15 protein-coding genes and 1 tRNA gene are annotated in these 16,583 nt (G+C 64.8%); 9 read left to right on the top strand and 7 right to left on the bottom strand.

Going from position 1 to position 16,583, the window contains the following annotated elements:
• The first annotated feature begins 2 nt into the window (after positions 1-2).
• The 3 genes from dprA (at position 3) to NXY83_RS12035 (ending at position 2,946) form a co-directional block, all read left to right on the top strand.
• Complete coding sequence (gene dprA / locus NXY83_RS12045; RefSeq protein WP_258802464.1) at positions 3-1,187, top strand: DNA-processing protein DprA; 1,185 nt, start codon at positions 3-5, stop codon at positions 1,185-1,187.
• Positions 1,188-1,275: 88 nt separating this feature from the next.
• A complete protein-coding gene (locus tag NXY83_RS12040) occupies positions 1,276-2,202 on the top strand; it encodes a tyrosine recombinase XerC (protein ID WP_258802463.1) in 927 nt (308 codons plus the stop codon).
• 240 nt (positions 2,203-2,442) lie between these two features.
• Entirely contained in the window at positions 2,443-2,946 is a 504-nt protein-coding gene (locus NXY83_RS12035) for a DUF3145 domain-containing protein (protein WP_009359312.1), read from the top strand.
• Between the two features lie 104 nt (positions 2,947-3,050).
• On the opposite strand, the gene NXY83_RS12030 is transcribed toward NXY83_RS12035, so the two are convergent.
• The 6 genes from NXY83_RS12030 to aceE form a co-directional block, all read right to left on the bottom strand.
• Positions 3,051-4,286, bottom strand: coding sequence for a beta-ketoacyl-[acyl-carrier-protein] synthase family protein (locus NXY83_RS12030; RefSeq protein WP_258802462.1), 1,236 nt, complete (start codon positions 4,284-4,286; stop codon positions 3,051-3,053).
• Positions 4,287-4,454: 168 nt separating this feature from the next.
• Positions 4,455-4,700 (bottom strand): acyl carrier protein, encoded by a 246-nt coding sequence (locus NXY83_RS12025; RefSeq protein ID WP_258802461.1) that lies wholly within the window; start codon positions 4,698-4,700, stop codon positions 4,455-4,457.
• Positions 4,701-4,778: 78 nt separating this feature from the next.
• A complete protein-coding gene (locus tag NXY83_RS12020; protein ID WP_258802460.1) occupies positions 4,779-5,840 on the bottom strand; it encodes a beta-ketoacyl-ACP synthase III in 1,062 nt (353 codons plus the stop codon).
• The gene (locus NXY83_RS12015; RefSeq protein WP_258802459.1) at positions 5,837-6,766 is read right to left on the bottom strand and encodes an ACP S-malonyltransferase; all 930 of its coding nucleotides are present in this window, start codon (positions 6,764-6,766) and stop codon (positions 5,837-5,839) included. Before NXY83_RS12015 ends, NXY83_RS12020 begins: the two co-directional genes overlap by 4 nt.
• An 88-nt stretch (positions 6,767-6,854) precedes the next feature.
• Positions 6,855-8,099, bottom strand: coding sequence for a PucR family transcriptional regulator (locus tag NXY83_RS12010; protein WP_258802458.1), 1,245 nt, complete (start codon positions 8,097-8,099; stop codon positions 6,855-6,857).
• A gap of 218 nt (positions 8,100-8,317) precedes the next feature.
• Entirely contained in the window at positions 8,318-11,059 is a 2,742-nt protein-coding gene (aceE, locus tag NXY83_RS12005) for a pyruvate dehydrogenase (acetyl-transferring), homodimeric type (protein ID WP_258802457.1), read from the bottom strand.
• Positions 11,060-11,485: 426 nt separating this feature from the next.
• On the opposite strand from aceE, the gene NXY83_RS12000 reads away from it, so the two are divergent.
• The 5 genes from NXY83_RS12000 to NXY83_RS11980 all read left to right on the top strand — a co-directional run bounded on the left by NXY83_RS12000 (position 11,486) and on the right by NXY83_RS11980 (position 13,902).
• On the top strand, positions 11,486-11,905 hold the full coding sequence (locus NXY83_RS12000; RefSeq protein ID WP_258806201.1) for a DUF3052 domain-containing protein: 420 nt from the start codon (positions 11,486-11,488) through the stop codon (positions 11,903-11,905).
• Positions 11,902-12,396, top strand: coding sequence for a peroxiredoxin (locus NXY83_RS11995; RefSeq protein ID WP_258802456.1), 495 nt, complete (start codon positions 11,902-11,904; stop codon positions 12,394-12,396). The genes NXY83_RS12000 and NXY83_RS11995 overlap by 4 nt, the downstream gene beginning before the upstream one ends.
• 6 nt (positions 12,397-12,402) lie before the next feature.
• The gene (locus tag NXY83_RS11990) at positions 12,403-13,323 is read left to right on the top strand and encodes a Sir2 family NAD-dependent protein deacetylase (protein WP_258802455.1); all 921 of its coding nucleotides are present in this window, start codon (positions 12,403-12,405) and stop codon (positions 13,321-13,323) included.
• A 109-nt stretch (positions 13,324-13,432) separates the two neighbouring features.
• A tRNA-Val gene (locus NXY83_RS11985) sits at positions 13,433-13,508 on the top strand.
• 103 nt (positions 13,509-13,611) lie between these two features.
• The gene (locus tag NXY83_RS11980; protein ID WP_258802454.1) at positions 13,612-13,902 is read left to right on the top strand and encodes a hypothetical protein; all 291 of its coding nucleotides are present in this window, start codon (positions 13,612-13,614) and stop codon (positions 13,900-13,902) included.
• A gap of 233 nt (positions 13,903-14,135) precedes the next feature.
• Here NXY83_RS11980 and NXY83_RS11975 read toward each other — a convergent pair whose 3' ends face one another.
• A complete protein-coding gene (locus NXY83_RS11975) occupies positions 14,136-14,861 on the bottom strand; it encodes a FadR/GntR family transcriptional regulator (protein ID WP_258802453.1) in 726 nt (241 codons plus the stop codon).
• A 204-nt stretch (positions 14,862-15,065) separates the two neighbouring features.
• On the opposite strand from NXY83_RS11975, the gene gndA reads away from it, so the two are divergent.
• Positions 15,066-16,502 carry an NADP-dependent phosphogluconate dehydrogenase gene (gene gndA / locus NXY83_RS11970; RefSeq protein WP_258802452.1) on the top strand — a complete coding sequence of 479 codons (1,437 nt, stop codon included), beginning with the start codon at positions 15,066-15,068 and terminating at the stop codon, positions 16,500-16,502.
• The last annotated feature ends 81 nt before the right edge of the window (positions 16,503-16,583 follow it).

Below are 16,583 nucleotides of genomic sequence, written 5' to 3'. Positions count from 1 at the left end.
CCATGGATACAGAACGGCTGGCGCGCGCGGCGCTTTCCCGGCTGATGGAGCCGCAGGACGCTGCAGGACTCGCCCTCGTCCAGGTGACGGGTGCAGTGGATGCCCTCAGGATCGCCACCGGCAAGCTGACGGCCGGGCCTGAGGTGGAGCAGGACATCACCGTACTGCTTGCCGGCAGCGGCCCGGCCACCAGCTGGGCCGGACTGGCCGCTGCGCTGAAACGCTGGCAGCCACGGATCCCGGACCTGGCTCCGGAACGAGACCTCGCCACCATGGCCCGTCTGGGCGGGCGGCTCATTATTCCGTCGGACGAGCTGTGGCCGGGGCAGCTGGCCGACCTTGGGATCCAGGAACCCATCTGCCTCTGGTGGCGCGGCCAGGAGCAGCCGCTGCCCTCCGCGGAAACCTGCGTTGCCCTGGTGGGCTCCCGGGACAGCACCAGCTACGGTGCCGCTGTTACGGGTGATCTCGCGTACTCTCTCGCGCAGCGCGGGTTCACGGTGGTGTCCGGTGGTGCGTACGGAATAGATGCCCACGCCCACCGGGCCGCGTTGGCCGGAGGCTCCGGTGCCGTTCCCACTATCGCCGTCATGGCAGGCGGCGTGGACCGCTTCTATCCGTCCGGAAACGAGGACCTCCTGCGGGCAGTCTGCAACCAGGGTGCGGTGCTTGCCGAAGTTCCTCCGGGTTCTGCGCCTACCCGTTACCGGTTCCTGCAGCGGAACCGCCTGATTGCCGCCCTCTCCGCGGTCACCGTGGTGGTGGAGGCGAGGTGGCGGTCCGGCGCCCTCAACACCGCCCACCACGCCGAGACCCTGGGCCGTGCCGTCGGCGCGGTTCCCGGATCGGTGCACAGCGCCAACTCGGCGGGCTGCCACCGGCTGCTGCGGGATGGGGGAGCAGTCTGCGTCACCGACGCGGCGGAAGTAGCGGAACTGGCATCACCGAGTGGTTCGTCCCTGCCCGAACAACGCCATGGCACTGCCCAGGTCCAGGACGGGCTGACCCTGGAGGACCTGATCCTCCTGGATGCGCTGCCGCTGCGCTCCACCACCTCAGTCGAGAAACTCTCCGCCGTCGCCGGCCTGGGGCAGGAATCGGTGCGTGCCGGGCTCGGTCGGCTGGGATTGCTCGGGCTTGCGGTATCGGAACGGGGCGGATGGAAACGCGGCAAGGCATCGGTGTGACCACAGCACCGGCGACGAGGTCACAGGACACCCGGCATCGCCGTGTGTCATCGAGCGGTTCCCGGGCCACAACTGAGACAGTAGAGGAGTGGAAAATGACGGATTGCCTAAGGGGCTCAAGGAAGCCCTGGACGCGTTCGCCGGTTATCTGTCAGGGGAGCGGGCCGTATCCGACCACACCCGCCGCGCGTACCTGGGCGATCTGCGCAGCCTCCTGGCCCACGCTGCTTCCGAAGGCGCGGCAGGACTCCAGGATCTCGAGCTGGGAACGCTTCGCCGCTGGCTCGGGGTACAGAGCCAGTCAGGTGCTGCGCGGGCAACGCTGGCACGCCGGGCCGCCACCGTAAGGGCCTTCACAGCATGGGCGCTGCGGGAGGAGCGCATTGCAGCCGACCCCGCCCTCCGGCTGAAGGCGCCGAAACGCGAGCAGTCCCTGCCCGGTGTCCTGCAAACTTCCCAGCTGACGCGGCTGCTGACAGGAATGGAGGAAGCGGCAGGCACCGGCGAACCCGTAGCTGTCCGCAACCGTGCCATTGTTGAACTCCTCTACGCCACAGGCATGCGGGTCGGCGAACTTGCTGGCATGGACATCGATGACCTGGACCCGGACCGGCGGACGCTGCGCGTCATCGGAAAGGGGAACAAGGAACGCACAGTTCCTTACGGCGTTCCGGCGGCCCTGGCGCTGGACGACTGGCTGCGCCGTGGCCGCCCGCTGCTTGCCAATGACACCAGCGGGCCGGCGCTGTTCCTGGGGATCCGCGGCGGCCGGGTGGACCAGCGGCAGGTGCGGTCCCTTGTCAGTGGTCTCTTCGAGGCGCTGGGGGATACGTCAGCGTCAGGACCCCACGCCCTCCGCCACTCAGCAGCAACACACCTGCTGGACGGTGGGGCTGACCTCCGTGCGGTGCAGGAAATCCTGGGCCACAGCAGCCTTGCCACCACACAGATCTACACCCATGTTTCCGTGGACCGGCTCCGCGCAAGCTACCAGCAGGCGCATCCCCGGGCCTAAGACGCAGTGTGGCGAATCGCACTGGCGTAATTCGACGGGGTACGGCACAATAAGAGTCACGTCCGGCAACTTTCAAGTACCGCTTGAAGCTCCAGAGCTTGATGCGGCGCGGCAAGTCCGGACAGAGCTTTATCTGATACATCTGAATAATCAGGCAGGAAACTGCCGCAGGACGTGCACAGCAGTTCCATCCAGGCACAGGTCGTTGGGGAAGACGTACCTAGAGCTATGGAGGATGGAATGTCTGTTGCAATGACCCGTGGTGTGCTGTTCGTTCACTCGGCCCCTACGGCGCTGTGCCCACATGTTGAGTGGGCCATTGGCTCCGTGGTGGACAAGCGGACGGACCTTGAGTGGACCCCGCAACCTGCCGCGCCCGGAATGTTCCGTGCCGAGCTGTCCTGGACCGGGACCCCCGGCACGGGAGCCAAGCTGGCATCATCACTGCGCGGCTGGGCGCATCTCCGGTTCGAGGTCACGGAAGAACCCAGCCAGGGCGTGGACGGCGGACGCTGGTCCCACACCCCCGAACTGGGTATTTTCCATGCCGTCACCGACGTCCACGGCAACATCATGGTGTCCGAGGACAGGATCCGCTACGCCTACGAGTCCGGCGCCGGCGATCCCGCAGCGGTCTACCATGAGCTGTCCCTTGCCCTCGGTGAGGCCTGGGACGAGGAACTTGAGCCTTTCCGGCACGCCGCCGAAGGCGCTCCCGTGCGCTGGCTCCACCAGGTGGGCTGACCGCCGTCGTACGTTTTTTCTGCAGTAACTACTCCATAGCAAAGAGGAGGCCCCGCCAGCCGGCGGGGCCTCCTCTTTGTGCTCCGGGGCAATGCCCGGGGGTGCTAGACGCTGCGGACAGCGATGACGGCGTTGTGGCCGCCGAATCCGAAGGAGTTGCTCAGCGCGACAATGTTGCCCGCGGGCAGGTCCCGTGCGGAGGTGACTACGTCCAGCGGAATCTCAGGGTCCTGGTTCTCGAGGTTGATGGTGACCGGTGCCTTGCGGTCGTAAACCGCCAGCACGGTGAGCACGGCTTCAACCGCACCGGACGCACCCAGGAGGTGGCCCATCTGGGACTTGGTGGCGGAGACGGCCACGCTGTCCACGTGGTTGCCGAGCGCAGCACGGAGGGCGGTGTACTCGGGCTTGTCACCCACGGGGGTGGAGGTGGCATGGGCGTTCACGTGCACCACGTCCTCCGCCTGGATCCGGCCGTCGAACATCGCAGCCTTCAGGGCACGGGTTGCGCCGAGGCCCTCCGGGTCCGGCGCGGTGATGTGGTAGGCGTCGGCGGTCACTGACGTGCCGGCGAGTTCACCGTAGATCCGTGCTCCGCGGGCCAGGGCGTGCTCTTCGGCCTCAAGGACAAGGGCGCCCGCGCCTTCGCCCATCACAAAGCCGTCGCGGGCAGTGTCGTAGGGACGGGAAGCGCGCTCGGGGTCATCGTTGCGCCGGGAGAGGGCCTGCATGGAGGCGAAGGCTGCCAGGGGCATGGGGTGGATGGCGGCCTCTGCACCGCCGCACATCACCACGTCTGCCTTGCCCGAGCGGATCAGGTCCAGTCCCAGGTGCATGGCTTCGGTGCCGGATGCGCAGGCAGACACAGGCGTGTGGGCACCGGCACGGGCGCCAAGATCCAGGCTGACGGCTGCGGCAACACCGTTGGGCATGAGCATGGGAACAGTCATGGGAAGGACCCTGCGGGGACCCTTTTCCTTCAGCGTGTCCCAGGCGTCCAGCAGGGTCCATACGCCGCCGATGCCGGTGGCGAAGGCAACGGCCAGGCGGTCCTTGTCGAATTCGATGATGCCGGAGTCGGCCCAGGCCTCGCGGGCTGCGATGACGCCGAACTGGGTGGAGGGGTCCATCCGCTTGGCCTCGACGCGGCTGAGCACGTCCGTGGCCGGGGTGCTGCAGCGGGCAGCGAAGTGGACGGGAAGCTCATATTTGGCAACCCAGTCGTCTTCCAAGGTGCGGGCACCGGAGACCCCCTTGAGCGCGTTGTTCCACATCGTGGGTACATCGCCGCCGATGGGCGTGGTGGCACCCAGACCGGTAATGACTACTTTGCGTGTCATGGGATCACTCTCTGTCGGTGGGAATCCGTCTCCGTCTGCCGGAGGGTCCCGCGTGTTGATACCGGCGCTGTGCCGGATGAAGCAATAGGGCGGAGAATGCGGCGGGCTGCCGGTCCGGTCATCCGGACCGGCAGCCCTGCCAAGCCGTCGGAACGGCGGAAGCCTTGGCTAGGCCTGTGCTCCGGCGATGAAGCTGACAGCGTCGCCAACGGTCTTGAGGTTCTTGACCTCTTCGTCCGGGATGCGCACGCCGAACTTCTCTTCAGCGTTGACAACGATGGTCATCATCGAAATGGAATCGATGTCCAGGTCCTCGGTGAAGGACTTGTCCAGCTCGACGGCCTCCGGGGCCAGGCCGGTTTCTTCGTTGACGATTTCAGCCAAGCCGGCCAGGATATCTTCGTTGCTAGCCATTAGTGGCTCCTTTTCTTGTGTTTGCCGGCAGGGGCTGCCGGCAATGGTTCAGACCGCGGATGCGGCCCATGGGCGTTGCTAGGGGAGGACAACTACTTGCGCGCCGAAAACGAGCCCGGCACCGAAACCGATCTGCAGGGCCAGGCCGCCGCTCAACTCCGGGTTTTCCTGCAGCAGGCGGTGTGTTGCCAGCGGGATGGACGCGGCGGACGTGTTGCCGGCATCGGCAATGTCCCGTGCCACTGTAACCGTCTCCGGCAGCTTGAGCTTCTTCACCATCTCGTCGATGATGCGCATGTTCGCCTGGTGCGGAATGAAGGCGACCAGGTCTTCGGCCTCGACGCCGGCAGCCTCCAGGGCCTGCTGCGCCACCTTGGCCATTTCCCAGACGGCCCAGCGGAAAACCGTCTGGCCGTCCTGGCGGAGCGTGGGGTACAGGTCCTGGGCTTCTTCGAGCAGTGCCAGGTCGCCTGTTGAGTCGGACTGGCGGGCAGCCATGCCGAGATCGCGGACGTCCAGCATGGAGCGTGTCATGCCGATCGCGTCCCACTTGCTGCCGTCCGAACCCCACACCGACGGTGAAATGCCCGGAGCGTCGGACGGGCCGATGACGACGGCGCCGGCACCGTCACCAAGCAGGAAGGAGATGGTGCGTTCGCGGTTATCAATGACGTCGGAGAGTTTCTCAGCGCCAACCACCAGTACGTACTTGGCCGTTCCGGACCGGACCAACGAGTCACCCTGGGCGATGCCGTAGCAGTAGCCGGCGCAGGCGGCAGAAATATCGAAGGCGGGGGCCGGGGTGGCTCCCAGCCGGTCGGCCAGGCTGGCTGCGGCGGACGGCGTGGCGTACGGGTGGGTCACCGTGGAGACGATGACGGCGCCAAGGTCGGAGGCCTGGATGCCGGCTTTCTCCATCGCCTCACGGGCGGCGCCCTCGGCCATGTCAATGACACTCACATCGGCGGTGGCGCGGTGGCGGGTCACGATGCCCGTCCGCTGCCGGATCCACTCGTCCGAGGAGTCGATCCATTGGCAGACGTCCTCGTTCGTGACGATGACGTCCGGCCGGTACGCGCCCAGTCCGAGGATCCGGGTGTGCTCCTGGAGGGGAGCCTGTTTCAGTGTGGGAACGCTCATGCGTTGCCCTCCAGTTCTGCGAAGAGCGCCAGGGCGGCGGACAGATCATCGGGGGTCTTCACTGCGACGGTCTTGACGCCTGGCATGCCGCGCTTTGCCAGGCCTGCGAGGGTACCCGCGGGAGCGAGTTCAATGACGCCGGTGACGCCGCGCTGGACCATGGTTTCCATGCACAGGTCCCAGCGGACCGGGCGGGACACCTGGGCAATCAGGCTGCCGACGGCGGCAGGGCCGTCGGTGACTTCGCCGCCGTCGTGGTTGGACAGCAGGGGAACGGCAGGGGCCTGCGGCTTCAGCTGCGGCTCAAGTGCCTTTAGGGCGCTGACTGCGGGGGACATGTGGGAGGTGTGGAAGGCGCCGGCAACCTTGAGCGGGATAACCCGTGCTTTTGCGGGCGGGTTGTCGGCGAGGGCTTTCAGCTGATCGAAGGTTCCGGCAGCCACGGTCTGCCCCGCTCCGTTGACGTTTGCGGGCGTAGCGCCGGACGCTTCGATGGCTGCAAGGACTTCGGCCGGGTCGCCGCCAACCACGGCGCTCATGCCGGTGGGCGTGGCGGAGGCAGCGGCTGCCATGCTGTTGGCACGTTCGCGGACGAACGTCATGGCCTCCTGCTCGGTCAGGACGCCGGCAAGGGCGGAGGCGGTGATTTCACCGACAGAGTGGCCGGCCAGGATCACCGGCAGGGAGTTGAGTTCGACGTCGAAGAGGGAAGCCGCGGCGACGAGCCCGGCGGCAACGATCAGGGGCTGCGCTACGGCAGTGTCCTTGATGGTTTCCTCATCGGAGGTGGTTCCGTGGGCGATCAGGTCAATCCCGGCGATGTCGCTCAGGGAGGCCAGTTGGCCTGCCACCGGGGGCAGTTCCAGCCAAGGGGCCAGAAAACCCGGGGTTTGTGAGCCCTGTCCAGGGCAGACTATTGCAAGCACGTATCCAGCTTTCCAAATTACTGTGTGATCCAGCGGTGTTTGTCCGCACCAAGCTCACGGGGTCAGGTTGTAGGAAGTCTACAACGCCTCAGGACTGATTCCGCGACGGTTGACGCTCCGTGGCGGCTTTGGGAGGGGCGGAAAGGCGGCCCACAACGAGCGCTGCCTGCAGGACGAACGCCTCCCGGGGGAGGAGCGGATCCCAGCCCGTGACGTCGCAGACCCGCTTCAACCGGTAGCGGACAGTGTTGGCATGGACGAAGAGTTCCCGGGCTGTGGCCTCGAGCGAGTGACCCAGTTCGAGGTAGGTGCCAAGGGTCTCCACCAGGCCGTTGGAGGCCGCCAGGAGGGGGCGGTAGATGTTCTTGACCAGGGAGCGGCGGGCGGCATCGTCCCCGGAGATGACACGCTCCGGGAGCAGGTCGTCGGCGGCCACGGGCCGCGGAGCGGAGGGCCACGCCTTGGCCGCGGTGAGGCCCGCGAAGGCAGACTGCGCCGATCCGCTGGCCTCCAGCAGGGAGCCTGCCTCGGGGCCGTACACTACGGGCCCTGGCGCAAACATTTCGCTGAGCTTCACATAGGCTGTTTCCCGGTCCTGGAGCCCTCCGAGAATAAGGATCAGCCGGTCACCCTGGATGCCCACGAGCGCGTCTTCCGCATAGCGTCCGGCCATCCGGCGGAGCTCGCTGACATAGCTGGCGCTGGGCTCGGAGGGCGAATTGCCCACCATGACCGTGAACCGTTCCTGTGCTTTCCAGCCGAGCGCAGCGATCCTGGAGCGGAGGGCGTCGGTGTTTTCGCCGCGGAGTATGGCATCCACGATCAGTGCCTCAAGGCGCGTGTCCCAGGAACCGCGGGATTCTGCGGCGCGCGCATAAACATCGGCAGCGGCGAACGCCACCTCCCGCGAATACCGCAGGACAGCTTCCCGAAGCGACGGCTGGTCGGCTTCCGGCGCGATAACGGGGACCTGGTCCTCGACAACCTCCACCACGATCCGGATGAGCTGCAGGGCTTTCTGCAGGCTGATCGAGCGGGTCAGTTCGGTGGGTGCGGTGCCGAAGACGTCCGTCAGTATCCAGGACGGCGAGCTCGGCCTCTCGTACCAGGTGACGAATGCTGCAATTCCGTTCTGCGCCACCATGCCAAGGGCTGACCGTTCATCGGAGCTGAGCCGGCTGTACCAGGGGAGGTTCTTTTCCAGCTCACGCATGGTGGTGGTGGAGAGCTGTCCCACATTTGCGCGCAGCTTCTTGAGGGTTTCGGACTTCTCCGGAGTAACCCTGGTCTGGGTCGGATTGCGCTTCGCGGACGGGGTGGCTGGTGCTGGCATTCTTTGAGCATACGGGCAGCGCCCTCCAACCTCCATTTGTGCAAAGGCTACAATCCGCCTTGTCCTGCGTCACAACCAAGGCTCCTTGGAATAAACGACGGCGGCCCCCACCTTTCGGAGGGAGCCGCCGTCGCTGATGCTGCTTTTCGAAAATTTATCCGGATCCGCCCTCGAAATGCTTTCGAGATCCGTGACCGGACAAATTCCGGGACAGGTTGTTAAGCCTCTCCTCCGGCGTTGCCGGTGGTCCCGGCATTGACGTTGTGCAGCCGGTACTTCTCGATCGCCTTGATGGGAGCCTGTGCGTCCACCTCACCGCGGCGGGCCAGCATCTCCAGGGAACGCACCACGATGGAGTGGGTGTCGTTTTTGAAGTAGCGGCGGGCTGCGGCGCGGGTGTCGGAGAAGCCGAAGCCGTCGGCGCCGAGGGTGGCGAATTCGTTGGGGACGAATTGGCGGATTTGGTCGGGGACGGCTTTCATGTAGTCGGACACGGCGACGACGGGTCCGGTGGCGCCTTCGAGTTGTTGGGTGACGAAGGGTACGCGTGCGGGTTCGCCGGGGTTGAGGAAGGCTTCTTCTTCGGCGGCGAGGCCGTCGCGTCGGAGTTCGTTCCAGGAGGTGACGGACCAGACGTCGGCGGAGACGGACCAGTCTTCGGCGAGGATCCGCTGGGCTTCGAGGGCCCAGGGGACGGAGACGCCGGAGGCCAGGATCTGGGTGCGGGGGCCGTCGATTTTGGCGGGGGCGAGCAGGTAGATGCCCTTGATGACGCCTTCGGTGTCCAGTTCTTCGGGTTCGGCGGGTTGGGTGATCGGTTCGTTGTACACGGTGAGGTAGTACATGAGGTTCCGGTCGGTGGAGTCGGGCCCGTACATCCGTTCCAGGCCGTCGCGGATGATGTGGCCCATTTCGTAGCCGTAGGCGGGGTCGTAGGTGACCACGGCGGGGTTGGTGGAGGCCAGCAGGGGGGAGTGGCCGTCGGCGTGCTGGAGGCCTTCGCCGGTGAGGGTGGTCCGGCCTGCGGTGGCGCCGATGATGAAGCCGCGGGTCATTTGGTCCGCGGCTGCCCAGAAGGCGTCGCCGGTGCGCTGGAAGCCGAACATGGAGTAGAACACGTAGACCGGGACCAGGGGCACGCCGTGGGTGGCGTACGCGGTTCCGGCGGCGGTGAACGCTGCCACGGCGCCGGCTTCGTTGATGCCGGGGTGGATCAGTTGGCCCTGGGCGGATTCCTTGTAGGCCAGGACCAGGTCCCGGTCCACGGACAGGTAGTTCTGGCCCTTGGGGTTGTAGATCTTCGCCGTCGGGAAGAACGCGTCCATACCAAACGTGCGCGCCTCGTCCGGGATGATCGGAGCGATGTGCTTGCCGAAGTTCTTATCCCGCATCAGGTCCTTGAGCAGGCGGACGAAGGCCATGGTGGTGGCAGCCTGCTGCTTCCCGGAGCCCCGCTTGGCGACCTCGTAGGACTTGGCATCGGGCAGCTCGATGGACTGGTGCTTGGAGCGGCGCTCCGGAACCGACCCGCCGAGCGCGGCGCGGCGTTCCATCATGTACTTGATTTCCGGAGCGTCGGTGCCGGGGTGGTAGTACGGCGGCTGGTACAGGTCTTTTTCGAGCTGCTCGTCCGTGATGGGGATCCGCAGGTGATCCCGGAACTTCTTCAGGTCATCCAGGGTGAGTTTTTTCATCTGGTGGGTGGCGTTGCGGCCTTCGAAGTGGGGTCCGAGTCCGTAGCCCTTGACGGTTTTGGCGAGGATGACGGTGGGTTTGCCCTTGAATTCGGTGGCTGCCTTGTACGCGGCGTAGACCTTGCGGTAGTCGTGGCCGCCGCGTTTGAGGTTCCAGATCTGGTCATCGGTCAGGTCAGCGACCAGGTCCTTGGTGGCCGGGTCCTTGCCGAAGAAGTGTTCGCGGACGAACCCGCCGGATTCGGCCTTGTAGGTCTGGTAGTCCCCGTCGGGGGTTTCGTTCATGATCTTCACCAGCGACCCGTCGGCGTCGCGGGAGAGCAGTTCGTCCCATTCCCGGCCCCAGACGACCTTGATCACGTTCCAGCCCGCGCCGCGGAAGAACGCTTCGAGTTCCTGCATGATCTTGCCGTTGCCGCGCACCGGCCCGTCCAGGCGCTGGAGGTTGCAGTTGATCACGAAGTTCAGGTTGTCCAGGTTCTCGTTCGCGGCGAGCTGGAGCAGGCCGCGGGACTCGGGCTCATCCATTTCCCCGTCACCCAAAAACGCCCAGACCTGCTGGTCCGAGGTGTCTTTCAGGCCCCGGTTGTGCAGGTACCGGTTGGACTGGGCCTGGTAGATCGCGTTCATCGGCCCGATACCCATCGAGACCGTGGGGAATTCCCAGAACTCCGGCATCAACCGTGGGTGCGGGTAGGAGGAGAGGGCATGGCCTTCCCGGGACTTTTCCTGCCGGAACCCGTCCAGGTCCTCCTCGGACAGGCGGCCTTCCATGAACGCCCTGGCGTACATGCCCGGGGACGCGTGGCCCTGGAAAAACACCTGGTCCCCGCCGCCGGGATGGTCCTTGCCGCGGAAGAAGTGGTTGAAACCCACCTCGTACAGCGTCGCCGCGCCGGCGTAAGTGGAAATGTGCCCGCCGACCCCGATGTTGGCCCGCTGCGCCCGGTGCACCATCACCGCGGCGTTCCACCGCATGTACGCCCGGTACCGGCGCTCGTACTCCTCATTGCCCGGGAACTCCGCTTCCTGGTCCACCGGGATCGTGTTCACGTAATCGGTAGTGGTCACCATCGGCACCCCGACACTCTGCGCACCCGCACGCTGCAGCAGGCTCCGCATGATGTATTGGGCACGCTCGGTGCCCTGTTCCCTGATCAACGAATCCAGGGACTCAACCCACTCGGCAGTCTCTTCCGGATCACGATCAGGCAGCTGGTTAGTCAACCCGCTGAGGATATGGGAGGTATCTTCTCCTGCAGCCACGTCCAACCTCTCTTTGCGCGCATGAATCGGCGCACTCAGGCCAGGCAGGGTGACTGCCCGGCGTATATACGCCGTGTGCGACGTATCGGTTACAACAGCCCGGGCATGTGTGCCGGGCAGGGTCCTAGCGCTCCTATGTCTGCATGGAGTTACAAGGTTGTTGTCCCGCAGGCATAGTTGTCACCAGCCACTCTAGCCCTCACAACAAGACGATGCGTAGCCGCACCGTGGGCACCTCAGTTGTATTTCGCAGTCATACTGGTTGTGTGACGAAAAGCCGCTGCGAAGCGGGCTGGCCTCACCCGATGTGACGCAGAATATGCCGTTCCATGGGGGCGGCAGCTTGAAGCGCAGGCACAAAGGGTGTTGGCTGGGAGTAATGGAAATCACTATGCGCAACGCATGTATGAGGCATTGGAGGAACACGTGAGCGAGGCCGACGCCGCCACTTCGGTAAATGTGGCGGAAAAATTGGGTTTCAAGAACGGGGATCTGATTCAGGAGTTCGGTTACGACGACGATGTCGATTTCGACTTGCGTGACGATATTGAGGACCTCACCGGTTCAGAGCTGCTGGATGAGGACGACCATGACGTTGCGGACGCCGTGATCCTTTGGTGGCGCGACGGCGATGGCGACCTGGTGGACAGCCTGATGGACTCGCTGACAACCCTGAGTGAAAACGGCGTCGTCTGGGTCCTCACCCCGAAGTCCGGAAGGGCCGGGTACGTCTCACCGGCCGATATCCAGGAGGCTGCACCCACGGCCGGACTGCACGTCACCACATCAGCCGGCGTCTCCAAGGACTGGAGCGCTGCCCGGCTGGTGAGCAGGAAGAACAAGTGACGGCAGCGCTTGCCGCTGCCTCCGTTCATGTCCCCGAAGTAGGCGAAACAGCACCTGACTTTGAACTCCCCAACCAGTTTGGCGAGCCGGTCCGGTTGTCCTCATTCCGGGGCCAGAACGTTGTCCTGGTGTTTTATCCATTTGCCTTCTCCGGCATCTGCACCGGGGAACTCTGCGAGATACGGGACAACCTGGCTGTGTTCGAGGACGCAAGCGCCACGGTGCTGGCCGTTTCCGTTGACAGCAAGTTCAGCCTCCGTGCCTATGCGGTGCAGGAAGGGTACAGTTTCGATTTGCTGTCGGACTTCTGGCCCCACGGGGCCGCAGCCAGCGCGTATGGTGTTTTCGATCCGGATACCGGAATGGCCAAGCGCGGGACGTTCATCATCGATGCCACCGGGCAGGTTCGTTACAAGGTAGTAAATCCGCGGGGCCAGGCCAGGGACTTTCAGGAATACCGCGCCGCAATTGCCGGCCTGGAGCAGGGCTGACGTGCCATGGAAGGGCAGCGGCACGGGGTAGGCCTGACAGGGTTTGCCAGCATGCCGCCCACGCCCCGGGCGCATCCTTCCAACCGCGACCTTGAGGCCCTGGCCAGAATTCGGGACACTTTGGCCGGGGCCCCTTTCGCCCTTCTGACCGGTGCGGGACTCAGCACCGATTCGGGCATCCCGGATTACCGTGGCCCGGGTTCGCCCCCGCGGACGCCCATGACTTACCAGGAGTTCGTCCGGGACGCCGCAAACCGGCAGCGCTATTGGGCCAGAAACCATATTGGCTGGTCCCACCTCCGCCATGCTGACCCCAACCAGGGACACTACGCAGCCGCTGAACTCGAACGGCGGGGTTATCTCACAGGGTTGATAACGCAGAACGTGGACCGCCTGCACGAGGATGCGGGAAGCCGCAAGGTCATCGATCTCCACGGCAGGTATGACCAGGTGATCTGCCTCGGCTGCGGCCGTACCTACTCTCGCCGTCTGCTGGCCGGAATGCTGGAGGAGCTGAACCCGGATTTCCTGAAACGGGCGGAGGAGACTGGGCTGGTGGAAATGGCGCCTGATGCTGATTCCACCGTGGAGGACAAGGTTCTGATCGCCACCTTTGTTGTTGCCGTTTGCCCGGCCTGCGGCGGCACCCTGAAGCCGGATTTCGTGTACTTCGGCGAAAACGTGCCAAAGGACAGGGTGGAGAGGTCCTATGCCATGGTTGACGAAGCCGCCGCCTTGGTGGTGGCCGGTTCATCGCTGACCGTTATGAGCGGATTGCGCTTCGTGCGCCATGCCGCGAAGGACGGCAAGCCCGTTGTCATCATCAACAGGGGAGTCACCCGTGGGGACGACAAGGCCACCATCAAGCTTGAAGCCGGTGTCTCCGAATCACTCACTTGGCTTGCGGCTGAGCTGCCGCCGCTGTGACCTGCAGGGATCTGCCTGAGGGCTTTCCGGGCCGATTCGCGTTTGAGGCCCGTGGTCGGGTAGAGTCTATGTTCGTTGGTTGCGGCGTGAACGCCGGATTCAGCGTCTTGGGTCTTTAGCTCAGCTGGTAGAGCGCCACGTTTACACCGTGGATGTCATCGGTTCGATCCCGGTAGGACCCACCAGTAAAACCCCGCAATTTTTGTCCGGCAACGGCAGGAATTGCGGGGTTTTTTGTTGTCCCCGGCCAAGGCCGTAAATGTCGTACCCCTGCCATAGCTTTCAGGAATGGAACACGTAATAGTCCGCACGGGCAAGAACGGAATGCCGACGGCGGTGGTTAGCCGCGGGAGGGAATGGGCGGTGGGTGCCGAGCCGGTCAGATGGTTCGAGCGGGTCAACTGGTGGGAGACCCACCGGAGGATGCCGAAGGGCAGCAGCCGGGTGGATGTCGAGATCCTGCAGGTTCAGGTGAGGCTGGGACGCAACAGGAACTCTGCCCTGACCACCATGCTCCTTGAGCGGGACGGGCTGGGTGGCGGCTGGCGCCTGAGGGTATCGGCTGCCGACGCGGCGTGAAAAGGCCCGGCTGAGTGTCATCGGGGGGGCCACCGGGCTTTGCCAGGGCATTGGAAAACCCTCCACCGCGACTATTGGGGGATGCCGCGGTGGAGGGCCTGAAATGAATATACCGTGAACTCCAGGAAACAAAAAGTCGCCGCCACTCTATGACGGGCGCTTTTAGCAAGCCTTGAACTGGCGGGGTAATCAATCCGGCAAGGTGCTGCTGGACATTCGTCCGGGAACGGAAGTCAGCGGTGCACGGGGATAAAAACCCGCGGCTGCTCGGTCCAGGTATCCGACATCCGGGACATGGTCCGACGCATGATCCGGTCCGAAGCGTCCCGGGCGGACACCGCGTCACCCCTTGCGATGGCTTCCGCCACATCAACGTGCCACTGGAGGGCAGCCTCGTGCGGATGGTCAGGCATCAAGCCGTGCACGGTACGGCCGGTGAGCGTTTCGGCCACCTGGCCCATGAGGTTTGCGAACATCTCGTTGCCCGAGCCGGACAGGAGCAGGGAATGGAATTGGATGTCCAGGTCCAGGAAGCGGGGCACTTCGCCGTTGTGCCCGGCCTCGCGCAAGGCATAGGCGACATCCACCAACTCCAGCCGCAAGGGAGCCGGCGCGTTCTGGGCCGCCAGCTCGGCGGCGGCTGGCTCCACCGCTGCACGCAGTTCGGCCAGGGACCGCAGCTGGGCTCCGCGGGCGTCGCTGGCCAGCCTCCACCGGATGACCTGCGGGTCGAAGGGGTTCCAGCGGCTGGCCGGCAGCACCCGGATGCCCACCCGCTTTGTGGTCTCCACGAGGCCAAGCGACTGCAGCACCCGGACCGCTTCGCGGATCACCGAACGGGAAACCTTGAGCTCGTCCTCGAGCTGTTCGGCAAGCATCACATGGCCAGCAGGCAGGTCCCCGGAGATGATGCGGGTGCCAAGATTTTCTATGGCACGGTGGTGCAGGCTGCTGGTCATGCAGCTAAGCCTAGTGCGAAGGTGGACGTGGACTGGCTGCCGTCCCGGGAGGGCAGCGACACAAATGGTCCCATCAGGTGGGCGTTACTTTCCTGTGACCGCTCTGAATATATATGCTTTATTCCGACCCTGAAAAATGCCACAGCGTCTCCTGCACGGGAACGCCGCTGCGCATCCGTCGCACAGAAATGAATTGGAGTTTTGATGACTGCACACATCGGTGTCACCGGCCTCGCCGTGATGGGCGCCAACCTGGCCCGCAACCTCGCGCGGAACGGCTTCACGGTCGCCCTGCACAACAGGTCCGTGGAGAAGACGGACACACTGCTGGAAAAGTACGGTTCGGAGGGCGACTTTGTCCGGACCGAAACCCTGCAGGAACTCGTGGACTCGCTGGAGAAGCCCCGCCGGGTGCTGATCATGGTCAAGGCCGGCAAGCCGGTTGACTCTGTGATCGAGCAGCTCGAACCGCTCCTGGAAGCAGGAGACATCATCATTGACGCCGGCAACTCGCACTATGAGGACACCCGCCGCCGCGAGGCCGCGCTGGCGAAGAAGGACCTGCACTTTGTGGGCGTCGGCGTTTCCGGCGGCGAGGAAGGCGCCCTGAACGGCCCCTCCATCATGCCCGGCGGTTCCAAGGAGTCCTACGAGGCCCTGGGCCCGCTGCTGGAAAAGATCTCCGCGAAGGTGGACGGCGAACCGTGCTGCGCCTGGGTGGGCACCGACGGCGCCGGACACTTCGTCAAGATGGTCCACAACGGCATCGAATACGCTGACATGCAGGTCATCGGCGAGGCCTTCGACCTGCTGCGCTCCGGTGCGGGCATCGAGCCCGCTGAACAGTCCAGGATCTTCTCCGAGTGGAACAAGGGCGAGCTGTCCTCGTTCCTGATCGAAATCTCCGCAGAGGTCCTGGGCCACGTCGACGCCAAGACCGGCAAGCCGTTCGTTGACGTTGTGGTCGATGCCGCCGGCCAGAAGGGCACCGGCCGCTGGACGGTCATCTCGGCCCTGGAACTGGGCTCGCCGGTCTCCGGCATCGCCGAGTCCGTCTTCGCCCGTGCACTGTCCTCGCAGGCGGGGCAGCGGAAGCTGGGCCAGGAACTGCTGGCCGGCAACGAGGCATCCGTTGAGATCCCCGAGACTTTCGTCGAGGACGTCCGGCAGGCACTTTACGCCTCCAAGCTCGTGTCCTACGCGCAGGGCCTGGACATGCTGACCTCGGCGGCCAAGGAATACGGCTGGGACCTGAAACTGGACGAAATCGCATCACTGTGGCGCGCAGGCTGCATCATCCGGGCTGAACTGCTGAAGGACATCACCAAGGCCTACGCCGCAGATGAGAAGCCGGCCAACCTGCTCTTCGCACCTGCGTTCACCAAAGCCATTGGGGACGCGCTTCCGGCGTGGCGGCGCGTGGTTGCCACTGCCGTGCAGCTCGGCATCCCGGTGCCGGTGTTCTCCTCCTCGCTGGCTTACTATGACGGCCTGCGCCGCAAGCGTGTTGCGGCCGCCCTGATCCAGGGCCAGCGCGACCTCTTTGGCGCCCACACGTACGGCCGTGTTGACGCTGAAGGCACCTTCCACACCCTCTGGGGCGAGGACAAGTCAGAGATCGAAGCGGTAGACACGCACTGATCCTGCTGCAAAGACGCGAAAAGGCGGGCAGTTCCCGGATAACCGGGACTGCCCGCCTTTTCACTTCAGTGCTTGATGTAA

Origin of the sequence: Pseudarthrobacter sp. NS4 (assembly GCF_024758005.1) — a bacterium.
Lineage (GTDB): Bacteria > Actinomycetota > Actinomycetes > Actinomycetales > Micrococcaceae > Arthrobacter.
This window is presented reverse-complemented; position numbering and strand designations above follow the sequence as displayed.